The sequence below is a fragment of the Curtobacterium sp. MCLR17_042 genome (assembly GCF_003234695.1).
Lineage (GTDB): Bacteria > Actinomycetota > Actinomycetes > Actinomycetales > Microbacteriaceae > Curtobacterium > Curtobacterium flaccumfaciens.
In genome coordinates this window covers 42,706-59,079 of the sequence record NZ_QKTD01000012.1, presented here as the reverse complement: position 1 = coordinate 59,079, position 16,374 = coordinate 42,706, and the positions used below count along the sequence as shown (strand labels likewise).

The window sequence follows — 16,374 nt, the reverse complement described above, 5'->3', positions numbered from 1 at the left end:
TGGAGTTCATCACGTTCGGGTTGCGCAGTGCGCGACGAGCCAACCTCGACTTCAGCCCTAAACTATCGCAGCACGTGCATCACGACGACAGGGAGCCGATCGACCGATGGACTCAGCGATCCGGACCACACCACTCATCTCCGTCGTCGTGGCGGCGCTCGACGTGGAACGGTACCTCCCGACGCTCCTGCGGTCGTTCGAACGGCAGACGTTCGACCACGACCGTGTGCAGTTCGTGTTCGTCGACGACGGGTCGACCGACTCGACCGGGTCGCTCCTCGACGACTGGGCAAGGTCTGCCGGAGCCGACGTGACCGTGATCCACCAGGACAACGCCTGGATCGCCGACGCACGGAACACCGGATTGGCCCGGGCCACCGGGCAGTGGGTCACCTTCGTCGACGCCGACGACGAGCTGGAGGAACGGTACTTCGAAGAGGTCGCGAAGTTCATCGAGTTGCACGCGTCGGACGACGTCGCGCTCCTGGCGGCCCATCAGCTCCTCCTGGACGACGACGGCGGCGTGACGGACGGGCACCCGTCCCGCAAGCGCTTCGAGAAGGGATCGCGCATCGTCGACATGCGGTTGGACCCCATCGTGCAGACCGGCGTGAACGCGGCGTTCATGCGTCGTGACCTCGTCGAGGCGGCGGGTCTCCGGTTCGACGGTCGTGTCCGACCCACGTTCGAGGACGCCCACTTCGTCGCGCGCTACCTGCTCCGCAACGGACTGCACCGGATCGGTCTGATGGCCTCGGCCAAGTACCGCTACCGTCAGCGCGGCGACGGCAGCTCCACCATGCAGACCAGCCACGAGGACCGACGGAAGTACACCGACGTGCTCCGTCACGGTCACCTCGGGCTCCTCGACGAGGCGTCGGCGACCGGACGCATCGATCGTTGGGTGGCGAACACCGTCCTCTACGACCTCGTCGGGTACTTCCGGCGCGAGCGTGCGATCCGGTCGCCCTCGGCCCTCGCCCCCGCCGATGCGTTCGACGAGTTCCACGAGCTGGCGGCTGCGGTCCTGCAGCGGGTCGGTCCGGAAGCGGTGCGCTCCTTCGACCTGCTGCCCGTCGAGTTCGCGGTGCGGCGGGCGATGCTCGTCGGGTACCGGGACGAACCGGACCGCCCGAACACCGTCAACCTCGCTCAGGTCGATGAGGCCCACCAACTCGTGCAGCTCCAGTACTGGTTCACCGGCGAGATCCCGGCGGAACAGATCGCTGTCGACGGACACGAGGTCGTCCCCGAGTTCGAGACCGTCCAGGACTTCGTCTTCTACGGCCGGCCGCTGGTTCGCCGGCGCGTGATCTGGATCCCCCGCGGCCACGTCACCGAGATGCACGTGGACGGACAGCAGGTCGTCTTCGCCCGGGGTGAAGTGCCGAACCACTACGCAACCCTGACCCGCCGCCAGCTCGAACCGCAGATCCTGGCGCAGCGCCGACGCGTGGTCGATCCCAACGAGGTGGAGCTGACCAACAAGCAGCATGTCTGGCGAGCGGTGCGCGAGCGTGCGATCACGACCCGGAACTCCCTGCAGAAGACCGCACTCCGGAACGCCCTGGCACCGACGCTGGCCCGCACGCGGCGCGCACGCGAACGGTTCCAGGGCGCGTGGGTGTTCATCGATCGGGACACGGACGCGAACGACAACGCGGAACACGCCTACCGGTACGTTCGACGGCACCGTCCGGACATCAACGCCTACTTCGTGCTCAACCGCGATTCCAAGGACTGGGACCGCCTGCAGCGCGAGGGGTTCCGGATGATCGCGTTCCGGTCGCTCGAGTGGGTGCAACTGATGCTCCACGCCGAGCACGTCGCGTCGTCGCACATCGCGGACTTCGTCACCAAGCCCCTGCCCGCGTCGAAGTTCGGGCAGCCGCGGTTCCACTTCACCTTCCTGCAGCACGGCGTGATCAACTACGACCTGTCGCGGTGGCTCAACTCGAAGCGACCCGACCTGTTCGTGGTCTCGACCCCGCAGGAGCGGGACGCGATCGCGGGCCACGGACAGTGGATCTTCTCCCAGCACGAGGTCGTCCTGACCGGGCTGCCCCGCTTCGACGCGCTCCTCGAGAAGAGCCGGGCGAAGCAGGAAACCGAGCGCGACCTCATCCTCGTCATGCCCACCTGGCGTCACTACCTCGTCGGGGCGCAGGTCGCAGGATCCGGAGCGTGGGAGCGTGACGACCGGTTCATGGAGAGCCGTTTCGCCAAGGAGTACACGGCGCTCATGTCGTCGCCGGAGCTCCGCGCACTCGCGAAGCGGACCGGGAAGCGCCTCGCGCTCATGCCGCACCCGCTCCTCCGTCCGTACCTGACCGACTTCCACCTGCCCGACGACGTGGAGATCCTCGACTTCGCCGTCGACGGCGTGCAGGACGTCCTCGCGCGGAGTGCCGCGTTCGTGACCGACTTCTCGTCGCTGGCCTTCGACGCCGCCTTCATCGACGTCCCGGTGGTGTACTTCCACTTCGACCTCCGCGAGTTCTTCGGCGGCTCGCACAGTGGTCGTCGCGGGTACTTCGACTACGACGAAGCCGGGTTCGGCGAGGTCACCGGATCCGTCCGGGAAGTGGAAGGCGCTGTCGAACGGATCGCGGAGGCCGGGTTCCGCCCGTCGGACACGTTCCGGGAACGGGCGCGACGGACCTTCGTCACGCGGGACGGGCGCAATTCGGAACGCGTCATCCAGATGATGGAGTGGTTGACGGGCGGGCCACGACCAGCCGAGCCCGAGGCCGCGCTGCCCGCCGAGGATCAGTCGTCGGCTTCGGTGAGCTCCCAGAACGGCGAACGCTCGACCGTCGACGCGTCCGGCTTGTAGAAGGGCTCCTTCAGTGAGAGGTGCGGCCGCTCCCAGGCGACGTCGCGCCGCACGACCCGTGCCGGCGTCCCGACGGCGATGCAGTTGTTGGGGACCCGGCCCGTCACGATCGACCCGGTCCCGATCACGGAGCCGCGCCCGACGGTGGTACCGCCGAGGACCGTGACGCCGAGTGCGAGCCAGACGTGGTCACCGATGTCGATCGACCTCGACACGTTGACCCGCGCTCCGGTGCGGACGTCGAAGATCGGGTGCGCGTCGTCCGCCCGGATCTGGACGTGCGAAGCGATCATGACGTCGTCGCCGATCCGCACGGTCGTCCCCTCCGTCGCCGAGATCACGCAGTTGGCGGTGGTGGATGCGTTGGCGCCGACGAGCACGGACGAGTCCTGCCCGATCCTGATGTTCGCGACGAACGCCGGCGCACCGTGGTTCTCCGCGATGTCGAGCAGACCGTTGTCGCAGTCCATGCTCACCACGATCCGCCCGAGACGCGCACGTTGGTGGACCCGCACGACGTTGTTCGACCCGCGGAACGTGATCTTGACGTTCCCCCGTTTCGGGCCGACGTACTCGATACGGTTCCCGCGGTCGTCCGAGTAGGCCGACAGCTCCTCAACATCCGTTTGCACGGTTCCAGCCTAGGCGCAGCGCAGGAGCACGCTCAGACGGTCGCCTCGTACGCCGACACGACCTTCTTGGTCGGGCCGATCATCTTCAGCTCGCCCTCGTTGAGCCAGGCGACCTGGTCGCACATGTCCTTGACGGTCCCCATGGAGTGCGAGACGAGGATGACCGTGCGGCCCTCGTCCTTCATCTCCTTGAACTTCGTCTGGCAGCGCTTGCGGAACGTCGCGTCGCCGACGGCCAGCACTTCGTCCACGACCAGGATGTCCGGCGTGACCGCAACGGCGACGGAGAACCCGAGTCGCACGTACATGCCGGACGAGTAGTTCTTCACCGGCTGATCGATGAAGTTGCCCACACCGGAGAACGACACGATGTCGTCGAACTTCCGCGCCACTTCCTTGCGGCTCATCCCGAGGATCGAGCCGTTCAGGAACACGTTCTCGCGACCGGAGAGCTCCGGGTGGAACCCAGAGCCGACCTCGAGCAGCGACGCCTGCTTGCCACGCGCGGTGATCGAGCCCTCTTCCGGCCAGAGGATCTTGGCGAGGCACTTCAACAGCGTCGACTTGCCGGACCCGTTCTTGCCGATGAGGCCGAAGGTCGATCCATGCGGGACCTCGAACGACACGTCCTTCAGCGCCCAGAAGTCCTCGTGCACGGACTTCTTCCCGCGCATGACCATGCTCTTCAGCGAGTCGTTGCGCTCGTGGTACATGCGGAAGCGCTTGGAGACGTGTTCGACGGAGACGGCGGAGTCGTTCACAGGAGTTCAGCCAGCTTCTTCTCGTTGCGGGAGAACACGACGTAGCCGATCGCGAGCGAGGCGCACCCGGCGATGGCACACGCGACCAGGTCGGTCCAGTTCGGGAGGCGGTTGTCGTACATGAGGTTCCGGAAGACCTCGGAGAACCGCTCGATCGGGTTGAGCTTGTAGACGTGGATGATCCACGGGTGTCCGGCCTTGTTGGCGGCGTCCTCGACGAGCGAGAGCGGGTAGATGATCGGCGACAGGTACATCCACATCTGCAGTGCGATGCCGACCAGGTGCTGCATGTCGCGGAAGTGCACGTTGATGATCGACAGGATCAGCCCGAGGCCGGCGGAGAACATGGCGAGGAACACCATCGTCAGGGCGATCAGCGGCAGGTAGAGCCAGAAGTTCGACCCGGCGATCGCGAGCGCGATGAGCAGCACCCCCATCTCCACCAGCCACGTGAACCCGAAGGACCCGACGGCCGCGAGCGGCAGGGTCATCCGCGGGAAGTACACCTTCTTGATCAGTGAGCCGTTGGCCACGATCGACGTCATGCCGGAGTTGATGACGTTGCGCGCGAAGATCCAGGGCAGCAGCCCGCACATGAGCCAGAGCGGGTAGATGTTCAGCCCGCTGGGGTCACCGACCTCGAGTCGTGCCCGGAAGATGAACGAGTACACGATCGTGTAGATCAGCATCGTCGCGAGCGGGTTGATCAGGGACCACAGTTGCCCGAAGACCGTGCGGCGGTACTTGCCCTTGACCTCGCGGGCGGTGAGGTTCGCCAGGAGTTCCCGCGACGACATGAGCTCGTTCAGGTACGTCATGCTTCGGGTGCAGGCTCCTCCGGGGCGCAACGCAGCGCTCCTCACAGGGATTCGGGGACGAGACATTCTCGCACAAAGGTTGCACTTGCCACGTTCGACTCGGTGATGCATGTCCGCTGCGGGTGCCGCGGAGACGAACACCTGGTGAAACCTGAGTAGGGTTGGTGGGTGATCGTCAGCTTCGCCAACCACTCCACCGCGCCGGTGAACCTCGGCGGGGCGGAACGGTCACTCATCCGCTTCGTGGAGGACTGGCAGGCGCAGGACCCGGCCATGACGCCGACCTTCATCACCAAGGCCCCGCGCGGCAAGTTCATCGATGCCCTCGACGAGCGTGGCTGGTCGTACGACGCGCTGCGGTTCCGCGGCTGGGCCCTGCCGAGTCCACAGCCCGCACCGGCTGCCGAACGCGCCGCCTTCGCGACCGTCGACTACGCCGCCGTGAACGCGATCATCCGGAAGTACGAGCGCGAGCGCCCGGACCTCGTCGTCACCAACACACTCGTCGCTCCGTGGGCGTCGTTCGCCGCCGCGGTCCTCGGGATCCCGCAGGCGTGGTTCGTCCGTGAGTACGGCGACCTCGACCACGGTCTGCAGTTCCAGACGGGCCGTGCGGGCGTCCTCGGCGACATCGGCCTGCTGTCCGGGGCCGTCGTCACCAACTCCGAGGCGATGCGCGACCACCTCGCCCAGTACATCCCCGCCGACAAGCTCTCCGTCGCCTACCCGACGGTCGACACGAGCCGACTCCTGGCGACGAAGGACGACACGCCTGCCGTCGCCCCCTTCCCGCAAGCAGAACCCGGCCTGCGGATCACCGTCCTCGGCCGCGTCGAGGAGTCCAAGGGGCAACACCGCGTCGTCGACGCGCTCGGCGCGCTGCGCCGACGAGGCGTGACCGCGAGCGTCTGTTTCGTCGGGAGCTGGAAGCACCCGGGTGAGGACCAGCGGCTCACCGACCGCGCCCGCGCGCTCGGTGTCGCCGAGCACGTCGTCTTCGCTGGCGAGCAGCACACGCCCGCGCCCTTCATCCACGCGGCCGACGTCTGCGTCACACCGTCCACCATCGAGGCCTTCGGTCGCACCACCGCCGAGTACATGGCGCTCGGCAGGGCCGTCGTCGCCACGCGCCAGGGCGGCAGCGCGGAACTCGTGGAGCCCGGTGTGACCGGCGCGTTGGTCGATGCCGACGACACGAACACCCTCGCTGACGCCCTCGCTGCGTACGCGGCCGACCCGGACACGGCCAGGAGGCACGGTGCGGCTGCACCGGAACGCCTCGCCACCGTCACGGGTGCGGGCCACGACAACGCGGCGGCCATCGCACGGTTGGTCGCGCTGGTCGGCACCGAGGGCTACCGGCTCCCCCAGGCGGCGCGCTACTGGTTCGAGCTGCCCGGCGCGTACGCCTCGCTCGGTGCGACGAGCGCCAGAGCCGCCGTCGGACTCCTCGCGAGCCGCGTGCGATCCCGCTCGGGGGCGGTCGGCCGACTCCTCGCCCAGCCCGGCGTCGTCGTCCGGAAGCTGGCTCGGCGATGACGCGCGACCGTCGTCCGGTCACGATCGTCGTCCCGATCTACGACGACCTCCCCGGTCTCGAGCGCTGCATCGAGGCACTGCTCGAGACGGTGGACTTCTCCGTCGACCGCGTGCTCCTGGCGAACGACGTGGGCCCCCGCGTCGACGCGATCGAGGCCCGTGTGCTCGAGCTCGTCGGTGACCACGAGGGGTTCGAGTACACCCGCAACAGCCGCAACCTCGGCTTCGTCGGCAACTGCAACCGGGCGGTCCTCGACCTCGACCGCACGGGCAACGACGTCCTGCTCCTCAACAGCGACACCGTCCCGATGCCGGGGTTCCTGGACGAGATGACCGCGGTCCTGGCCTCGGACGACTCGATCGGCGTCGTGTGCGCGAGGAGCGACAACGCCACGATCGCGTCCTTCCCCTACGCGCGGCGGAACCCGCGGGCGAGCCTCGCACCGCGCCGCACCCGCGAGCTGCACGGCCGGACGAAGTACCTGCTCCCGCGGCACACGGTCTCCCCCGTGGCGATGGGCTTCTGCTTCCTCATCCGGCGCGAGATGGTCGACCGCTTCGGGTTGTTCGACGACGTCTTCTCCCCCGGCTACGGCGAGGAGAACGACTTCTGCCTGCGGATCAACGAGCACGGCTTCACCTCGGTGTTGGCGAACCGCGCGTTGGTCCTGCACACGGGCTCGACGAGCTTCAGCGGGGATCGCGGTCCCTCGCTCCGACTCGAGCACGAGCGGATCCTGCTCGAGCGCTACCCGTTCTACGGCGGCGCGATCGCGCTCTTCCTCGCCCGGTACCGTGACGCCGTCGACGTGTTCGCCGATGCGTTCCTGCCCGACGACGACGTCGTCCGCGTGGCGCTGCACCTCCCGGCCGACCTGACGGACGAGGTCATCGCCCGGACCCGCAGCACCCTCGCTGCAGCGCCGGATGACGTCGTCGTCACGATCATCGTCGCGAAGTCGCAGATCCGGGACGCCCGTGAGGCGTTCCCGGGCGCTGCGATCGCAGTCGGGGGTCGGCCACGGCAGATCTTCGACGTCGCGGTCGCGCTCGGTGCCCTGACCACGTTCGCGCAGCTCTCCGCGCTCAACGCCAACGCTCCCCGCTGGATCCTCGTCGACCCCGTGTCGCAGGACGTCCGGTGGTCACACGCGGTCGCGAACCACCGTGCGTCGGCGATCGACCGCATCCTGCGCCGCTTCGAGAACCAGAGCACGAGCTGGCGTGACGGGGACGACCTCGTCCGGCTCGTCCGCACAGCCGCCGCGAACGAGATCGACCCCGCGTCCCTGCGTGCTCGCTGGCACGCGGTTTCGGACATCGCCGAAGCGACCGGCCTCCTGGTGCACCGCGCGACGGTGTCGGTCCGACGCCTCGCCGCGCTCACGTTCGGTGCGCGCAACCCGCGCATCGTCGCCCGCCTCCGCGCGATCGCCGGCCGCGGCGCCTGAGCGACGACCGACGAGCGGACGGGAGGCCCGTGGCGGCGCCGCCACGGGCCTCCCGTCCGTCACGCGAGTGCGTCGACGACCGCACGGTGTCGCGCGATGCTGGCCACGTCGAACGCACCGAGCAGGTGCAGCGTGGCGACCCGGAACACGAGGGCCCGCAGGAGCAACTGCCGCCACTCGTGTTCACCCTCGCCGAGATCGTCGAGACGGTCGACGGACACGCCGTGCCAGCAGACCGCGTCGACCGCGGCGATCGCGGCTCCCGTGCCGGCCGGACGCCAGTAGGGTGGCCAGTCGATGATCCCGGGCGCGAGTCCCTCCGCGAACAGGACGTTGCCGAGCAGGTCCCCGTGGACCAACTGCGCCGGCGCGTGGACGGGACGGAACGCCGCGGCGAGGCGATCGAGGGTCGGGTCGGTCGGCAGTGGTGCCTCGCCCCAGGCCATGCGGTCGGCGCGACGCCACGGGTCGTCGGTCTCGGGGTCGGCCGTCCGGAGGAACGCGGGGCACCCGACGCCGGCGACTGCGCGGTGGAAGGCCCGACCCGCTCGGATGACGTCGTCGACACGGGTCTCGTCAGCTGCCCCGGCGACGAACTCCCACGCCTCCCACTCCCCGCACCGCCAGGCACCGGCGCGAGTGGGCACCGGTCTCGGAGTCCGGAACGCCGACGTGTGGCCCAGGTCCGCCAGCAGCGCAGCGCGCCAGTCGGTCACGAGCGCACCGTCGTGGGGCCGGAGGACGATGCCGCCCGCCCGCCAGGAGCGGCCGCGGCCGCCCACGAGGGGCACCGGTGCGGCTGCTCCCGCACCGAACGCGGCGAGCACTCCGGGGTCCGGGGGCGCCGGCCGCGTGTCGGTCACGCGGTCCGCAGGATCTTCACCATCGGCCGGCCCTTGGCGACCTCGTCGACGAGCTTGTCGAGGTACCGGATCTGCCGCATGAGCGGGTCGTCGAGCTCCTCGATCCGCACCCCGCAGATCACCCCGGTGATGAGCGGGGCGTTCGGGTTCAGGTGTGCGCCAGCGAAGAAGTCCTCGAACGTGGTCCGGTCGGCCAGGTGCTGCGCGAGCGCCCGGTCGTCAAAGCCGGTCAACCACTCGATGACGGTGTCGAGCTCCGCCTTCGTGTGGCCCTTCCGCTCCACCTTCGCCAGGTAGTGCCCGTAGACGTCCGCGACGGGCGTCCCGAAGATCCGGTGACCGGCCATGGTCGACGCACCTACACCAGGCAGCGCGGTCCGAGCAGGCTCTTCAGCTCGCCGAACAGGTCCGGGGTCAGGTTCACCGGGAACGGCAGCTCGAAGGTGCGCGCGACGTCGTCCTTGAGCAGCTTCAACCGCACCTCGGTGTCCCCCTGGTGGCGGCCGAGCACGGCGGCGAGTTCCGTCACCGTGGTCGTCGTGGCCTGCCGTTCGGGCAACGACAGCGTGAGTGGCCCGGAGCCCATCGCATCGCCGACGTTCGGCTGGAACATGCTCACCGCGTGCAGGGCCTTGCCGTCGTCGCGGACGTTGACGCGGCCGCGCAGGACGACGATCGAGTCGGGCACGAGGGACGGGCCGAACTCCTGGTACGTCTTGCCCAGGAACATCACGCCGATCTGGCCGCCGAAGTCCTCGATGTCGACGATGCCGTACGGGTTGCCGCTCGTCTTCGCCACCCGGTGCTGCACGCTCGTCAGCAGGCCGGCGACGGTGACCGTCTCACCCTCGATCGAGTCGTCGGCGGTGAGCAGGTCGGCGATGGTGATCGACTGGTGCTTCGCGAGCTCGATCTCGAGCCCGGCGAGCGGGTGGTCGGACACGTAGAGCCCGAGCATGTCCCGCTCGAACGCCAGCTTGTCGCGCTTGGACCACTCCGGACGGTCCGGAACCTGCGACACCGCGGCGCTCGGGGCGTCCTCGGCTGCCTCGGCGAAGAGCGAGTCGAAGTCGAACCCGACGTTGCCGTGGGCCTCGTCGCGCTTGACCTTCACCGCGCCCTCGACCGCGCCCTCGTGGATCTCCACCAGGGCTCGGCGGGTGTCGCCGAACTCGTCGAAGGCACCGGCCTTGATGAGCGACTCGACCGTGCGCTTGTTCGCCGACGAGATCGGGATCTTGCGCAGGAAGTCGTGGAACGACTCGAAGGCGCCCTTCTCGGTCCGCGCCTTGACGATGTCGTCGACGACGTTGAACCCGACGTTGCGGATGGCACCCATGCCGAAGCGGATGTCGTCGCCGACTGCGGCGAAGAAGCCGATCGACTCGTTGACGTCCGGCGGCATCACCTTGATGCCCATGCGGCGGCACTCGTTCAGGTAGAGGGCGAGCTTGTCGCGGGCGTCGCCGACGCTCGTCAGCAGGGCGGCCATGTACTCGGCCGGGTAGTGCGCCTTGAGGTACGCGGTCCAGAAGGACACCACACCGTAGGCCGCCGAGTGCGCCTTGTTGAACGCGTAGTCGGAGAAGGGCAGCAGGATGTCCCACAGCGTCTTGATCGCCGCGTCGGAGTACCCGTTGTCCTTCATGCCCTGCTGGAAGCCCGCGTACTGCTTGTCGAGCTCGGACTTCTTCTTCTTGCCCATCGCGCGGCGGAGGATGTCCGCCTGGCCGAGGGAGAACCCGGCGACCTTCTGCGCGATGGCCATGACCTGCTCCTGGTAGATGATCAGGCCGTAGGTCGTGCCGATGATGTCCTTGAGGGGCTCCTCGAGCTCCGGGTGGATCGGCGTGATCGGCTGTTCGCCGTTCTTGCGGAGCGCGTAGTTCGTGTGCGAGTTCGCACCCATGGGCCCCGGGCGGTACAGGGCGATGAGCGCGGAGATGTCCTCGAAGTTGTCGGGCTTCATCAGCCGCAGCAGGCCACGCATCGGCCCACCGTCGAGCTGGAACACACCGAGGGTGTCGCCGCGCTGCAGGAGCGCGTACGCCTCGGGGTCCTCGAGCCCCATGTTCTCGAGGTCGAGCTCGGTCCCACGGTTCGTCTTGATGTTGTCGAGGGCGTCACTGATGATCGTGAGGTTGCGGAGCCCCAGGAAGTCCATCTTGATCAGGCCGAGCGACTCCGCTGCCGGGTAGTCGAACTGCGTGACGATCTGGCCGTCCTGCTCCCGCTTCATGATCGGGATGATGTCGATGAGCGGGTCGCTCGACATGATGACGCCGGCAGCGTGCACGCCCCACTGGCGCTTCAGCCCCTCGAGGCCGAGCGCGGTGTCGAAGACCGTCTTCGCCTCGGGGTCGGTCTCGACCACGGTGCGGACGTCGACGGCTTCCTTGTAGCGCGGGTGGTCCTTGTCGAAGATCCCGGTGAGCGGGATGTCCTTGCCCATCACGGGCGGCGGCATGGCCTTCGTGAGCTTCTCGCCCATGCCGAACGGGAACCCGAGGACGCGCGAGGAGTCCTTGAGCGCCTGCTTCGCCTTGATCGTGCCGTACGTGACGATCTGCGCGACGCGCTCCGACCCGTACTTCTCGGTGACGTACTTGATCGCCTCACCGCGGCGCCGGTCGTCGAAGTCGACGTCGAAGTCGGGCATCGAGACGCGGTCCGGGTTGAGGAACCGCTCGAAGATCAGGCCGTGCCGGATCGGGTCGAGGTCGGTGATGCGCATCGCGTACGCAACCATCGAGCCGGCGCCGGAGCCACGACCCGGACCGACGCGGATGCCGTTGTTCTTGGACCAGTTGATGAAGTCCGCGACCACCAGGAAGTAGCCCGGGAACCCCATCTGGTTGATGATGCCGACCTCGTAGTCGGCTCGGTCCTGCACCTCTTTCGAGATGCCGTCCGGGTACCGGTAGTCCAGCCCCTTCGCGACCTCTTTCTCGAACCAGGAGTGCTCGGTCTCGCCCTCGGGCACCGGGAACTTCGGCATGTAGTTGGCCGAGGTGTCGAACTCGACGTTGCAGCGTTCCGCGATGAGCAGCGTGTTGTCGCAGGCCTCGAGGTTGTCGCGGAAGACGTGCCGCATCTGCGCCGGGGTCTTCAGGTAGAACTCGTCCGCGTCGAACTTGAAGCGGTTCGGGTCGTTCAGGGTCGACCCGGACTGCACGCAGAGCAGTGCCGCGTGCGACTTGGCGTCGTGGGCGTGCGTGTAGTGCAGGTCGTTCGTGCCGACCAGCGGGATGTCGAGGTCCTTCGCCAGGCGGATCAGGTCGCTCATGATCCGGCGTTCGATCTCGAGGCCGTGGTCCATGACCTCGGCGAAGTAGTTCTCCTTGCCGAAGATGTCGCGGTAGTCGGCGGCGGCCTGCACCGCTTCGTCGTACTGGCCGAGACGCAGACGCGTCTGGATCTCCCCCGAGGGGCAGCCCGTCGTGGCGATGATGCCCTCGTGGTACTCCTGCAGGAGCTCGATGTCCATGCGGGGCTTGAAGTAGTAGCCCTCGAGCGACGCCTTGGACGACAGCCGGAACAGGTTGTGCATGCCCGTCGTGTTCTCGGCGAACATCGTCATGTGCGTGTACGAGCCGGCGCCGGACACGTCGTCGCCGCCACCGTCACCCCAGCGCACACGGGTCTTGTCCGAGCGGTGCGTGCGGGGCGTGATGTACGCCTCGGTCCCGATGATCGGTTTGACGCCACCGGCCTTGGCGGCCTTCCAGAACTCGAAGGCGCCGAACATGTTGCCGTGGTCGGTCACCGCCACGGCGGGCATCCCCTGCGCGGCGGTCTCCGCCACGAGGTCGGAGAGCCTGGCGGCACCGTCGAGCATCGAGTACTCGCTGTGCACGTGCAGGTGGACGAAGGAGTCGGAATCCGACACGGAACCTCCGGTTCGTACGGTGTGCTGCGGGGTGGGAACAGCCTAACCGCAGCCGCCCACATTCCCGCGCGCGTCGGAGCGGACAGGAGGCACGGGGCGGGGCCGCACCGCGCCTCCAGACCGGCATCGGGTCGCGACGCGCGCGGGGCGCCACGCCGAGGGAACAGGACACGCCGCACGCAGGCCGCCGCGGGTGCAGAAAGCGTCGCCTGGCGGCGCCCCAGCCGACAGTTCGCGCCTCCTCGGCGCAAGCGCCCGGGCGTGCCGGACGGGAGGCCCGGGGCGGGGCCGCAGCGCGCCTCCAGGCCGGCACCGCGTCACGACACGCGCGGGGCGCCCCGCCGAGAGGGCAGGACGCGCCGCAGGTAGGCCGCCGCGGGCGCAGAAAGCGTCGCCTGATGGTGCCGCAGCCGACAGTTCGTGACCCCTCGGCGCAAGCGCCCGGGCACCGCGGACTGGACACGCGGGGCGCCCGGGCGAGGGGGCAGGACACCCCGCGCGCGCTCCGCCGCGGGCGCAGAAAGCGTCGCTTGGCGGCGCCGCAGCCGACAGTTCGTGACCCTTCGGCGCAAGCGCCCGGGCACGGCGGACGGGAGGCGCGGGGCGGGCCCGCACCGCGCCTCCAGACCGGCACCGCGTCACGACGCGCGCGGGGCGCCCCGCCGAGAGAGCAGGACACGCCGCACGCCGACGACCGCGGGCACAGAAAGCGTCGCTTGGCGGCGCCGCAGTCGACAGTTCGTGACCCCTCGGCGCAAGCGCCCGGGCGTGCCGGACAGGAGGCGCGGGGCGGGGCCGCAGCGCGCCTCCAGACCGGCACCGGGTCGCGACACGTGCGGGGCACCCCGCCGAGGGAGCAGGACACGCCGTGCACATGCCGCCACGGGCGCAGAAAGCGTCGCCTGATGGTGCCCCAGTCGACAGTTCGTGACCCGTCGGCACAATCGCCCGGGCGCGGCGGTCTGGACCCGCGGGCCGCCCCGCCGAGACGGCAGGACACGCCGCACGCCGACCGCCGCGGGCACAGAAAGCGTCGCCTGGCGGCGCCCCAGCCGACAGTTCGCGACCCCTCGGCACAAGCGCCCGGGCGCGTCAGAGCGACGCGCTCCGGATCTGCTCCAGCGCTGCCTGCAGGTCATCCGGGTACTGCGCCTCGAACGACACCCACTCGCCCGTGCGGGGATGGTCGAAGCCCAGCCGGACGGCGTCGAGCCACTGGCGCGTCAGCCCGACCTCGGCCGCGAGCACCGGGTCGGCGCCGTACATCGTGTCCCCGACGAGCGGGTGGCGTGTGGCAGCCATGTGCACCCGGATCTGGTGGGTGCGCCCGGTCTCCAGGTGCACCTCGAGCAGGGTGGCGGCACGGAAGGCCTCGAGCGTCTCGTAGTGGGTGACGCTCGGCTTGCCCTCCGACGTGACCGCGAACTTCCAGTCGCTCGACGGGTGCCGGCCGATCGGGGCGTCGATCGTGCCCGAGGTCGGGTCGGGGTGGCCCTGCGCGAGTGCGTGGTAGACCTTCTCGACCGTGCGCTCCTTGAATGCCCGCTTCAGGTGCGTGTACGCCAGCTCGGTCTTCGCGACGACCATCAGGCCCGAGGTCCCGACGTCGAGGCGGTGCACGATCCCGGCGCGTTCGGCGGCGCCCGACGTCGCGATCGTGAAGCCGGCGGCGGCGAGGCCCCCGGGCACGGTCGGACCGTCCCACCCCGGCGAGGGGTGCGCGGCGACACCGACGGGCTTGTCCACGACGACGATGTCCTCGTCGTCGTGCACGATCGTCATGCCCGGAACGGCCGCCGGGACGATGCGCGGCGGCTCCTTCGGGGTCCACTCGACCTCGAGCCAGGAGTCGGCGTGCAGCCGGTCCGACTTGTCGACGGTGACACCGTCGACGCGGACGCCACCGGCCGCGACGACGTCGGCCGCGAACGACCGGCTGAAGCCGAGGAGCTTCGCGATGGCGGCGTCGACGCGCTCACCGGCGAGCCCGTCGGGCACGGGAAGAGAACGCGATTCGCTCACGTGGCGTCGTGGCCCAGCGTGTCGCGACGGTCGCGGTCCTCCGGCCTGGAGGCGCGGGTCGGCTCGTCGAGAGCGGCATCGGCCGACGAGAACGCGGCCCCACCGTCGAGCGGCTCCGCCGCGTCGACCGGCTGCGCCGCGTCGACCGGCTGCGCCGCGTCGAGCTGCGCCTGGCGCTTGGCCGAGAGCGTGCGGGTGCCGTCGAGGTTCACCCCGAGGATCACCAGCAGCACGAAGACCACCATGCTGATGCAGATGAAGGAGTCGGCGACGTTGTAGATCGCCGGCATCATCCACGGCGTCGAGATGAAGTCGACGACGTGGCCACGACCGAAGCCGGGCTCACGGAAGAGCCGGTCGAGCAGGTTGCCCAGCGCACCGCCGAGCAGCATGCCGAGCACGATGGCCCACCACATCGACCGGATGCGACGCGAGTACACGATGATCGCGACGACGACCGCGGCCGAGATGACCGAGAACACCCAGGTCATGTTCACCGCGAACGAGAACGCGGCCCCCGGGTTCCGGACGTACAGGAACTGCAACGCCCCGCCGAGGACCGGGACGGGGGTGCCGTACGGCAGGTTCGCGACGACCAGCGTCTTGGCGACCTGGTCGAACGCCACCACCACGACAGCGGCGAAGGCCAGTGCCGCGATCGCGCGGACACTGACCTTCGCTCGTGATGCTGGTCGCGACAACGTCAGTTGCCGAAGCCCTGCGCCGAAGCCGGCGCCGGGGTGAGACCGGACTGCTCGCCCGAGGTGTCGAGCTCGGAGAGCTGACCCTGGATGTAGCTCTTGAGCTGCGCACGGTAGTCGCGCTCGAAGGTCCGGAGCTCGTCGATCTTGCCCTCGAGCTGGCGCTGCTCCTGCTCGAGCACCGCGACACGCTGACGGTTCGTGTTCTCGGTGTCGGCGATGATCTGGCGCTGCTTCGCCTCGGCCTCGGAGACCAGGCGAGCCGCCTGGGCCGTGCCCTCGGCGATGAGCGCGTCGCGCTTCTCGATGCCCTCGCGGACGTGCTCCTCGTGGAGACGACGCGCCAGGGTCAGGAGGTTCGTGGTGCCCTCGGTGTCCTCGTCGGCGGGCACCGTCGTTGCCGGAGCCGCCGCGGCGACCGGAGCGGGCTCCGGTGCTGCCTCGACCGGGGCCGGGGTGGGCTCCGGCTCGGCTGCGGGAGCGGGCTGCTCGGCCTGCGCCGGCTGCGGGGCCGACTCGGCCGCCTGCAGGCGCTGGCGGAGCTCGTCGTTCTCCGCGGTCAGGCGACGGAGCTCGACCACGACCTCGTCGAGGAAGTCGTCGACCTCGTCCTGGTCGTAGCCCTCGCGGAACTTCGTCGGCTGGAACCGCTTGTTGACTACGTCTTCCGGCGTCAAAGCCATTGCCGTCACCTCAATAGAACTGCTGAACGTGTGGAACCGCGTGCGGTGCGACCGAATCTACCAGTCGTACCGTGCGGTGCGGATGCACCACCGGAGCGGGCATCGATCCCGACCACCGTACACCGACGATGGGGCGGAACCGTGACCTGCGCCGGGCGTGGCGCGTGTCGCGGACGGGA

12 protein-coding genes are annotated in these 16,374 nt (G+C 69.2%); 3 read left to right on the top strand and 9 right to left on the bottom strand.

What is annotated here, in order from left to right; all coding sequences use genetic code 11:
- The first annotated feature begins 106 nt into the window (after positions 1 to 106).
- Entirely contained in the window at positions 107 to 2,836 is a 2,730-nt protein-coding gene (locus tag DEJ02_RS12715) for a CDP-glycerol glycerophosphotransferase family protein (protein ID WP_111033324.1), read from the top strand.
- Here DEJ02_RS12715 and DEJ02_RS12710 read toward each other — a convergent pair.
- Genes DEJ02_RS12710 through DEJ02_RS12700 form a run of 3 tightly spaced genes read right to left on the bottom strand, consistent with a single transcriptional unit; the run spans position 2,770 to position 5,047 of the window.
- Complete coding sequence (locus tag DEJ02_RS12710; protein ID WP_258372791.1) at positions 2,770 to 3,468, bottom strand: acyltransferase; 699 nt, start codon at positions 3,466 to 3,468, stop codon at positions 2,770 to 2,772. The genes DEJ02_RS12715 and DEJ02_RS12710 overlap by 67 nt on opposite strands.
- A 32-nt stretch (positions 3,469 to 3,500) precedes the next feature.
- A complete protein-coding gene (locus DEJ02_RS12705; RefSeq protein ID WP_258367169.1) occupies positions 3,501 to 4,229 on the bottom strand; it encodes an ABC transporter ATP-binding protein in 729 nt (242 codons plus the stop codon).
- A complete protein-coding gene (locus tag DEJ02_RS12700; protein ID WP_111030339.1) occupies positions 4,226 to 5,047 on the bottom strand; it encodes an ABC transporter permease in 822 nt (273 codons plus the stop codon). The genes DEJ02_RS12705 and DEJ02_RS12700 overlap by 4 nt, the downstream gene beginning before the upstream one ends.
- A 168-nt stretch (positions 5,048 to 5,215) precedes the next feature.
- On the opposite strand from DEJ02_RS12700, the gene DEJ02_RS12695 reads away from it, so the two are divergent.
- Positions 5,216 to 6,586, top strand: a complete 1,371-nt coding sequence (locus DEJ02_RS12695) for a glycosyltransferase family 4 protein (protein ID WP_111033323.1) — start codon at positions 5,216 to 5,218, stop codon at positions 6,584 to 6,586.
- Positions 6,583 to 8,037 carry a glycosyltransferase family 2 protein gene (locus tag DEJ02_RS12690; RefSeq protein ID WP_111023114.1) on the top strand — a complete coding sequence of 485 codons (1,455 nt, stop codon included), beginning with the start codon at positions 6,583 to 6,585 and terminating at the stop codon, positions 8,035 to 8,037. The genes DEJ02_RS12695 and DEJ02_RS12690 overlap by 4 nt, the downstream gene beginning before the upstream one ends.
- A 59-nt stretch (positions 8,038 to 8,096) precedes the next feature.
- Here DEJ02_RS12690 and DEJ02_RS12685 read toward each other — a convergent pair whose 3' ends face one another.
- The 6 genes from DEJ02_RS12685 to DEJ02_RS12660 form a co-directional block, all read right to left on the bottom strand.
- Entirely contained in the window at positions 8,097 to 8,900 is an 804-nt protein-coding gene (locus DEJ02_RS12685) for a hypothetical protein (RefSeq protein ID WP_146249284.1), read from the bottom strand.
- Positions 8,897 to 9,247 (bottom strand): DUF2200 domain-containing protein, encoded by a 351-nt coding sequence (locus tag DEJ02_RS12680; protein WP_111033321.1) that lies wholly within the window; start codon positions 9,245 to 9,247, stop codon positions 8,897 to 8,899. Before DEJ02_RS12680 ends, DEJ02_RS12685 begins: the two co-directional genes overlap by 4 nt.
- A gap of 11 nt (positions 9,248 to 9,258) precedes the next feature.
- Positions 9,259 to 12,738: a DNA polymerase III subunit alpha gene (gene dnaE, locus DEJ02_RS12675; protein ID WP_071245757.1), complete on the bottom strand. Its 3,480-nt coding sequence runs from the start codon at positions 12,736 to 12,738 to the stop codon at positions 9,259 to 9,261.
- Between the two features lie 1,143 nt (positions 12,739 to 13,881).
- Positions 13,882 to 14,811, bottom strand: coding sequence for an RluA family pseudouridine synthase (locus DEJ02_RS12670; RefSeq protein ID WP_111033320.1), 930 nt, complete (start codon positions 14,809 to 14,811; stop codon positions 13,882 to 13,884).
- Positions 14,808 to 15,512, bottom strand: a complete 705-nt coding sequence (gene lspA, locus DEJ02_RS12665; RefSeq protein WP_258378730.1) for a signal peptidase II — start codon at positions 15,510 to 15,512, stop codon at positions 14,808 to 14,810. Before lspA ends, DEJ02_RS12670 begins: the two co-directional genes overlap by 4 nt.
- Before the next feature lie 2 nt (positions 15,513 to 15,514).
- Positions 15,515 to 16,195, bottom strand: a complete 681-nt coding sequence (locus DEJ02_RS12660) for a DivIVA domain-containing protein (protein ID WP_071405424.1) — start codon at positions 16,193 to 16,195, stop codon at positions 15,515 to 15,517.
- Between the last annotated feature and the right edge of the window lie 179 nt (positions 16,196 to 16,374).